Source organism: Acinetobacter sp. YH12097 (assembly GCF_013419225.1).
GTDB lineage: Bacteria > Pseudomonadota > Gammaproteobacteria > Pseudomonadales > Moraxellaceae > Acinetobacter > Acinetobacter amyesii.
In genome coordinates this window covers 1-6,654 of the sequence record NZ_VPAN01000074.1, presented here as the reverse complement: position 1 = coordinate 6,654, position 6,654 = coordinate 1, and the positions used below count along the sequence as shown (strand labels likewise).

The 6,654-nt window shown below is 38.8% G+C and carries 7 protein-coding genes and 4 pseudogenes; 4 read left to right on the top strand and 7 right to left on the bottom strand.

Going from position 1 to position 6,654, the window contains the following annotated elements; all coding sequences use genetic code 11:
- Positions 1–177: 177 nt before the first annotated feature.
- The 6 genes and pseudogenes from FTU37_RS16130 to FTU37_RS16105 all read right to left on the bottom strand — a co-directional run.
- Entirely contained in the window at positions 178–789 is a 612-nt protein-coding gene (locus FTU37_RS16130) for a recombinase family protein (protein ID WP_015060246.1), read from the bottom strand.
- Positions 790–996: 207 nt separating this feature from the next.
- Entirely contained in the window at positions 997–1,425 is a 429-nt protein-coding gene (locus tag FTU37_RS16125) for a hypothetical protein (RefSeq protein ID WP_000877730.1), read from the bottom strand.
- A gap of 544 nt (positions 1,426–1,969) precedes the next feature.
- Positions 1,970–2,284 (bottom strand): hypothetical protein, encoded by a 315-nt coding sequence (locus FTU37_RS16120; protein WP_104505826.1) that lies wholly within the window; start codon positions 2,282–2,284, stop codon positions 1,970–1,972.
- Between the two features lie 38 nt (positions 2,285–2,322).
- Positions 2,323–2,637: a DNA-binding transcriptional regulator gene (locus FTU37_RS16115; protein ID WP_104505827.1), complete on the bottom strand. Its 315-nt coding sequence runs from the start codon at positions 2,635–2,637 to the stop codon at positions 2,323–2,325.
- Positions 2,618–2,941 carry a transcriptional regulator gene (locus tag FTU37_RS16110; RefSeq protein ID WP_104505828.1) on the bottom strand — a complete coding sequence of 108 codons (324 nt, stop codon included), beginning with the start codon at positions 2,939–2,941 and terminating at the stop codon, positions 2,618–2,620. The genes FTU37_RS16115 and FTU37_RS16110 overlap by 20 nt, the downstream gene beginning before the upstream one ends.
- A 292-nt stretch (positions 2,942–3,233) precedes the next feature.
- Positions 3,234–3,719, bottom strand: a pseudogene (locus FTU37_RS16105) (IS3 family transposase); the annotation flags it as partial.
- 105 nt (positions 3,720–3,824) lie between these two features.
- On the opposite strand from FTU37_RS16105, the gene FTU37_RS16100 reads away from it, so the two are divergent.
- From FTU37_RS16100 to istB, 4 genes and pseudogenes are all read left to right on the top strand, one after another.
- Positions 3,825–4,370, top strand: a complete 546-nt coding sequence (locus FTU37_RS16100) for a DNA-binding protein (protein WP_127800924.1) — start codon at positions 3,825–3,827, stop codon at positions 4,368–4,370.
- 98 nt (positions 4,371–4,468) lie between these two features.
- A pseudogene (locus FTU37_RS16095) lies at positions 4,469–5,559 on the top strand (IS3 family transposase).
- A 35-nt stretch (positions 5,560–5,594) separates the two neighbouring features.
- A pseudogene (locus tag FTU37_RS16090) lies at positions 5,595–5,935 on the top strand (transposase); the annotation flags it as partial.
- A 53-nt stretch (positions 5,936–5,988) separates the two neighbouring features.
- Positions 5,989–6,243: pseudogene (gene istB, locus FTU37_RS16085) on the top strand (IS21-like element ISAba8 family helper ATPase IstB); the annotation flags it as partial.
- Between the two features lie 248 nt (positions 6,244–6,491).
- Here the strand turns inward: istB and tnpB are convergent.
- A complete protein-coding gene (gene tnpB / locus FTU37_RS16875) occupies positions 6,492–6,644 on the bottom strand; it encodes an IS66 family insertion sequence element accessory protein TnpB (RefSeq protein WP_350357601.1) in 153 nt (50 codons plus the stop codon).
- Positions 6,645–6,654 lie beyond the last annotated feature (10 nt).

Genomic DNA, 6,654 nt, shown 5'->3' with positions numbered 1-6,654 from the left:
GCCGAGTCGTAAAGCTCAGAAAGTTGTTATTGAACAAAGAAATTTAAATCCTGTGCTTGACTCTTGTAGTTAAAAACAGGACATTTTAAATGGTTTATCGCATAGACATTTTAATTGGTGAATAACAAACCTGAATGCAGCGGTGCCCCATTGGGGGCGCGTTGAGATAAGCCTCTTTTAGATAACTTTAGCAACTCGATAGACAGTTGCAACTCCACAATTCACTGCTTTGGCAATTTCTTCCTTAGTCATATTGCCAACTACTAGCAATTCTTTTATTCGTTTATGTTTAGCCTCATTTGCCTTCTTGCCTGTTGGTTTGTAACCCGAACGTGCCAGGCCCTGCTTAATACGTTCTATACGTTTCTCATTGTCTAGGCGGGCCATTGTTGCCAGAAGATCAATCAACATATTGTTGATGAGTTCCAAGATTGAATGAGTAATGCTGTCACTGGTTTGAATCATTTGGTAGGTAGTAGGAAGATCTGCTACGACTAAACGAAGTCCCTTCTCCTGGATCCTGCGCTTCAGCTCTTGAAAATCTCGTTGGGTTAGGCGTGATAAGCGGTCAATACTTTCAACTAACAATGTGTCACCTTGATTTGCTTCTGACAGTAGCTTATTCAATTCAGGTCGGTCTAACTTCGTACCACTATAGTTTTCCACGTACACAATGGTTTCACCCAAATTCAAGTTTTGGTTTAGATCCTGAAGAATCTGCAAAGCCCTTTCTGCATCTTGATCTTTAGTTGAAGCTCGTAGATAAATACGTGTATTCATTTCTATCATTTAATCTTAATTCTATTAGATTAATGATAATACTATCATTTAATTATTGCATTAAGTCTAATGATAGATATTGTATGCGATTTGGCTCGCTATCATTCAGGTATAGTCTTTTGATAAAAAAAGCATGACTGGAAGCCATGCCTTGGGAATTCGTATAACGTGTATTATGTTAATTTTAGGGAAATTTAAGAATCTCTATGCAATGGTTTATTCAATATTCTTTGATTTCTTATCTTTTAGGTTAATCAGAAATAGCCAATAACATAAGCCAGGAAATAGAGCCATAAAGATAGTCCATGTATCTGTATACATCTTCCACCACTCTTTCGAAATTTCTCCTGTGTGACTCCATCCAAAAAGAATAAAAAATGGAGTAGCAATAATTATAGAGGCAATACAGATAGTTAATAAATTAAGACTGTTATAACGATTTAAAAGAATTGAGAATATGAAGCTGAAAGGTACAGTCAAAATACAATAAGCCAAGTAGACAAGACCGTGCCCTACAAGAACCACTAAAATCGAGTATAGGCTGTATTCCTGATTCATTACGATAAACAGGACTGCTGTGAAAAAAAGTAGTGGTAAAGGAGAAAGTAAGAGAGCTTTTACTATTTTTTCATTTGAATATTTCACTAATTTAATTCTCTTATCTACTCAATAAATAATAATACTATAACGATTTTATTGGAGGTTTTTTGATTCTATTTAACATAATGGTGGTTATACGCAATACACTTGTATATTAATATAAATATCAGATACTTAATAAAACAAGAAAAATCCAAAAATGCCCAAAAAACCGATTTTGAAACAAATCGGCTTTTTTATGAGCAGTTTTGATAGTTCTTGCCAATAAATTTGTTTAAAAAGTAGTCGATTTTGAGATTTTTTAAATTTTATCAATGCGTGAATGTTCAAAATTATCCCCATTTCTTGTGGATAAAACTTAGGCTGTTTTGTACGCTTTAGCTTACGTAAATTCCGGTCCTTTGCGGCTATTCGGAATAGTAGAATTTTCATATGATTAATTGGTCAGGAACAGGAAGTTCCTTAGAATTACAAAGAATGAGCACCAGGATGGGGCCAGATACGACAAGCACTAAGCCAGCACAGACCTAAAGTTCCAATAAAAAACCTCGGCAGGATGCCGGGGTTTTTTATTGTCTGCATTTAAGGTCTAATCAGTCTTAGCCAATTCATTTTGGTTGATAAGTTTAATCAGCGCATTTTGAACAAACTCATCAAGTTCAATCCCTTTTTCTTTTATGATGGTTTCTATCTTTGCTAGCGTTTCACTTTCTAATTCGAACTCGATTTCTGCTGATGTTTCCATGAGTAAATCATAGTTATTTTCGACTATCTTTTTAAAGGTTTCTTCTAGATCTTTTGTTGATGGAATATTGAAAGATAAGCGTAATGAGCTATTGATAATTTCAATATGGGTATACCCTAAATATTCAGTACTTTTTCCCACAAATCCTAAGTGCTTCATAAAAAACCTTAAATAAATATAGTAGAGAGCTGTCTAAATTAAGCCAGACTCTCTTTTACAAATTTTGGATCAACAATAAATAATCGAATAAGGGATGTTGCTGCTCCTGATGGTCTTCTCGCACCTTGTTCCCATGATTCAAGAGTACGTCTTGATACGCCAAGAATCTTAGCAAACTGATCTTGTGTTAGTTGAGCCTTTCTACGAGCTAACGCTACATCTGTCTCAGTGATTACGGTTCTTTTCGCTGCATTACTAGTAAGCATATCGTCGATGCCTTGTAATATTTCAGCTTCAATATCCCTAGTTGCTTCAAAAGCCTCAAGTTCTTTTTCAGTCATTAAACGAGTCATTTAGTTTCTCCACTAATGCTTGAAGAGTCTTCTTACTAAGCTGTACAGTTTGCTTTTTACTGTACAAGGTTAATAACCAAATCTCTCCATTTGCTAAACGATTAAAGTAGATGACTCTGACACCACCACTTTTACCTCTACCACCGCTAGTCCATCTAATCTTACGAATACCACCTGCATTAGGCTCTACATCTCCTGCTTCAGGATTTAATGCTAAGAATGTTTTGAATTCCTCATATTCTTCCTGAGTCCAATAAACAAGACAGTATTTAGTAAATAATGGAGTCTCACATATTGTATACATTGATTGCATTCATACTACCTTGTAGTAGTTTATTTTATACTACTTTGTGGTATTTTTAAATGATAATTCTTAGTTCACAGGATTAAAGACGATGTACTATTTTGCAGAGGATCCCTTCTAGGTAATGTTACCTAGGAGGAACAATGAAAAAACTGAAACATCAGTACAGGCAATCAATACAGAGTACTCACCATGACTACTTTTGGGAAATCTATCCCAATGTCAGAAGCTCTGTATTTAAAAATTTAGCACTCTGAACCGTACCGGGTTTGTCGGAGACTTTTTATTTAAGTTAGGCCACCTGACCTAACGGATTAATCTTATCATAGTAGATTGCTTCAAACTCAAAAGGTGATACATAACCCAGTGCACTATGTACACGTTCTTTATTGAACCAATCTACCCAGTTTAGTGTCGCAAGTTGTACATCTGCTAAACCTTGCCAATCTGCTTTTAAATATTCAATCACCTCTGTTTTGTATAAGCCATTCACCGTTTCAGCCAAAGCATTATCGTATGAATCACCAGTCGTACCGACTGATGCTCGTAAATTTGCTGCTTCTAAACGATTGGTATAACGAATGGAAAGATATTGCACACCTCTGTCGGAATGATGAATCACATTCTTTGGCATGCATCGGTCATGCAATGCTTGCTCCAATGCATCGAGCACCATGTCTGTATTCATACGTGTTGATACTTTCCATCCAACAATTGCTCGTGAGAACACATCAATAATAAAGGCGGTATAGACCCAACCTGAATTGGTTTGAATATACGGGTGAGTTTTAGCTAGTCATAATTCATAAAAAATATCGATTGTGTACTGTACTGTAATGTACTAAAATACGATACAGTACAGTACACAATAGGAAGTAAACCCATGGCAATCACTAAATCAGATGTGGCAAAAGCCATCGAATCCCTTGCAGCACAAGGCTCAAACCCAACTAACGATAATATCCTTGCGGTTCTTGGTAGCGGCTCAAAGACCACTATCAACAAATACCGCAAAGAGATCCTTGAAGAGCAACTGGCGGCAGCCGTTACTACGGCAAAAACTCTGAAAGATGCGGAACTTGTTACCGTGTCACAAGTCATTGCAACCCTATTGCAAGAACGGATTGATGCAGTACAAGGCGGATATGCGGAAACAGTGCAACAACTGGAAAAGCAGCTTGCAGATACCACAGAAAAACTGGAACAGGTGCAAATCAAACTTGATGAACAGGTCAAACAAACTGATGACACCACCGACAAGCTGAAAGTCGCTCTTGCTAGTACAGATAAGGCAAAAGAAGACTACAACGCCTTGCAAGCCAAATATGAACAGCTACTCGAAAAATCAGGCTCGATCAAATATGTGGAATCACAACTCACTAATGCAAATGCACGGATAGCTGAATTAGAAAAACAGATTACAATGTAAAAAGACAAGTAACTGACGATGAAGGCTGGTAATCCCCCCTAAAAATAATAGGATCTAAAAGTAGAATTTTCTCTTAAGATACGAGCAGGAGATTCTGCATGAAAACATCTAAATTTACTGACAGTCAGATCATGTCCATCTTGAAACAGGCAGAATCTGGCACACCTGTAGCGACCCTTTGCCGTGAACACGGCATGAGTAATGCTACCTTTTATAAATGGCGTGCCAAATATGGTGGTATGGATACATCATTAATGGCTCGACTGAAAGAGCTAGAAGCCGAAAATACCAGACTTAAAAAGATGTATGCGGAAGAGCGATTAAAGGCCGAAATCATCCAGGAAGCGATGGCAATGAGCAGCACTGCTGCGCAAGGGTAAAGCCATCTTGCCGGCGTAAGATGGCACAACAGGCAGTTGCCCAGCATGCCATTAGTATTCGTTTGGCTTGTAAAGCATTTGGCATTAGTGAAACCTGCTACCGCTATCAAGCCAAACTCAGCGATGACAATGCACTCATTGCTGAACAGCTCATTGAACTCACTGAGGAAAATTCCGATTGGGGCTTTGGTTTGTGCTTCTCGTATTTACGGCATGTTGAGAGTTGCTGCTGGAATCACAAGCGGGTTTACCGCATTTACTGTGAGTTGGCACTGAATCTGCGTATTAAACCGAGAAGAAGACTAAAACGGCATGCGCCTGAACCATTGAAAGAACCAATCCGAGAAAATCAGGTTTGGTCATTAGATTTTATGCATGATCAGCTTTCCGATGGTCGCAAGTTTCGATTATTGAATGTGATTGATGATTACCGCCGCGAAGGCCTAGCCATTGACGCAGGGTTCTCATTGCCCACAATCAGGGTTATTCGTACGTTGAATCAATTGCTGGAGTGGAGAGAAAAACCGTTAGTGATCCGATGCGATAATGGTCCCGAATTTATCAGTCACGAATTTGTGCGCTGGGCTACTGAGCACGGTATTCGTATTGAATATATTCAACCGGGTAAGCCACAGCAGAATGCGTATATTGAACGCTATAATCGGACTATACGTTATAGTTGGCTGAGCAAGCATTTATTTGATACTTTGGATGAAGTACAAGATTATGCAACAAACTGGTTGTGGCATTACAACCATGAAAGACCACATCAAGCTAACAAAGGAAAGCCACCTCTAATGGCTGCTTAACCTCTACTTTTAACTTCGGTTATTTATGGGAGGATTACCGATCACCTGAAATATTTAATACAGACAAAGGCAGTCAGTTCACGAGTGATGCATTTATTGATGTATTGAAATCAAATGGCATTCAAATCAGTATGGATGGTAAACTTGCGCAGTATACTGCTCATAGATTGATAATGTGATGGTTGAACGATTATGGCGGAGCGTTAAATATGAAGAGGTGTATCTCAAAGCTTATAGCAGTGTCACAGATGCAAAAAAGCAATTGAGTGCATATTTCAAGTTTTATAATTTGAAACGACCTCATTCGAGTCTAGACAAAATGACACCCAATGAGTTTTACTATGATCAGCTACCCCAACAAAACAAGGTGGCTTAACTAGAGCGGAATATCACTTATAGAAGTTGTTCAAATTTCCGGATCCATCTCTTTATTTACCGTTTGGACGTGAAGAAGCGAATCTGTTCTTTAACGTGATTGCCAAGCGTTATGAAAAAGGCAGTACGATATTGACGAGTAACTTACCCTTTAGCCAGTGGTCCAAATCCTTTGCAGATGATGTCACGTTGACCGCTGCGATGTTAGATCGGTTATTGCATCACTGTCATGTGGTACAAATATCGGGTGAGAGTTATCGTTTGAAGGATAAAAAAAGAATTGGGATTCAGCCCCAGGTTGAAATTTAATACGAGATCAAAGGGGTCAATTTTACTTTGCCATTTGTAAGGTGAAAGGGGTCAATTTTAGAATGCCGTTGACAACTTAAATAAAAAGTCTCCGACAAACCTGGTACGGTTCAGTCTGGTGAATTCCAGCAGTTGTTCATGGGTCAGTTGGCTTAAGTCAGGCAGCGTATTCATGACCGCAGTATGCCTGAGGTCATGAGAAGAATGAAATAGAACGTTTGGAGGATGGCAGAATGGTCGAGCTTGGTTTAGAGCATATTCACCACTTGCTGCAATCCAATTCTCTGCCAGGGCAAACCTTGGATCAGTGCCTGTAACTGTTCCGGGCTGAGGGCCACGGTTTCACCTTGGTGAACTTGAGCCCAGTGAAATTTGCCCTGTTCCAGCCGCCGGGCACACAGCCAGATGCCC

What these genes read in the sequence shown, in the direction of transcription:
- FTU37_RS16130 (WP_015060246.1), bottom strand. Translation starts at nt 789, where the DNA reads ATGATAGAAATGAATACACGTATTTATCTACGAGCTTCAACTAAAGAT.
- FTU37_RS16120 (WP_104505826.1), bottom strand. Translation starts at nt 2,284, where the DNA reads ATGAAGCACTTAGGATTTGTGGGAAAAAGTACTGAATATTTAGGGTAT.
- FTU37_RS16115 (WP_104505827.1), bottom strand. Translation starts at nt 2,637, where the DNA reads ATGACTCGTTTAATGACTGAAAAAGAACTTGAGGCTTTTGAAGCAACT.
- FTU37_RS16110 (WP_104505828.1), bottom strand. Translation starts at nt 2,941, where the DNA reads ATGTATACAATATGTGAGACTCCATTATTTACTAAATACTGTCTTGTT.
- FTU37_RS16100 (WP_127800924.1), top strand. Translation starts at nt 3,825, where the DNA reads ATGGCAATCACTAAATCAGATGTGGCAAAAGCCATCGAATCCCTTGCA.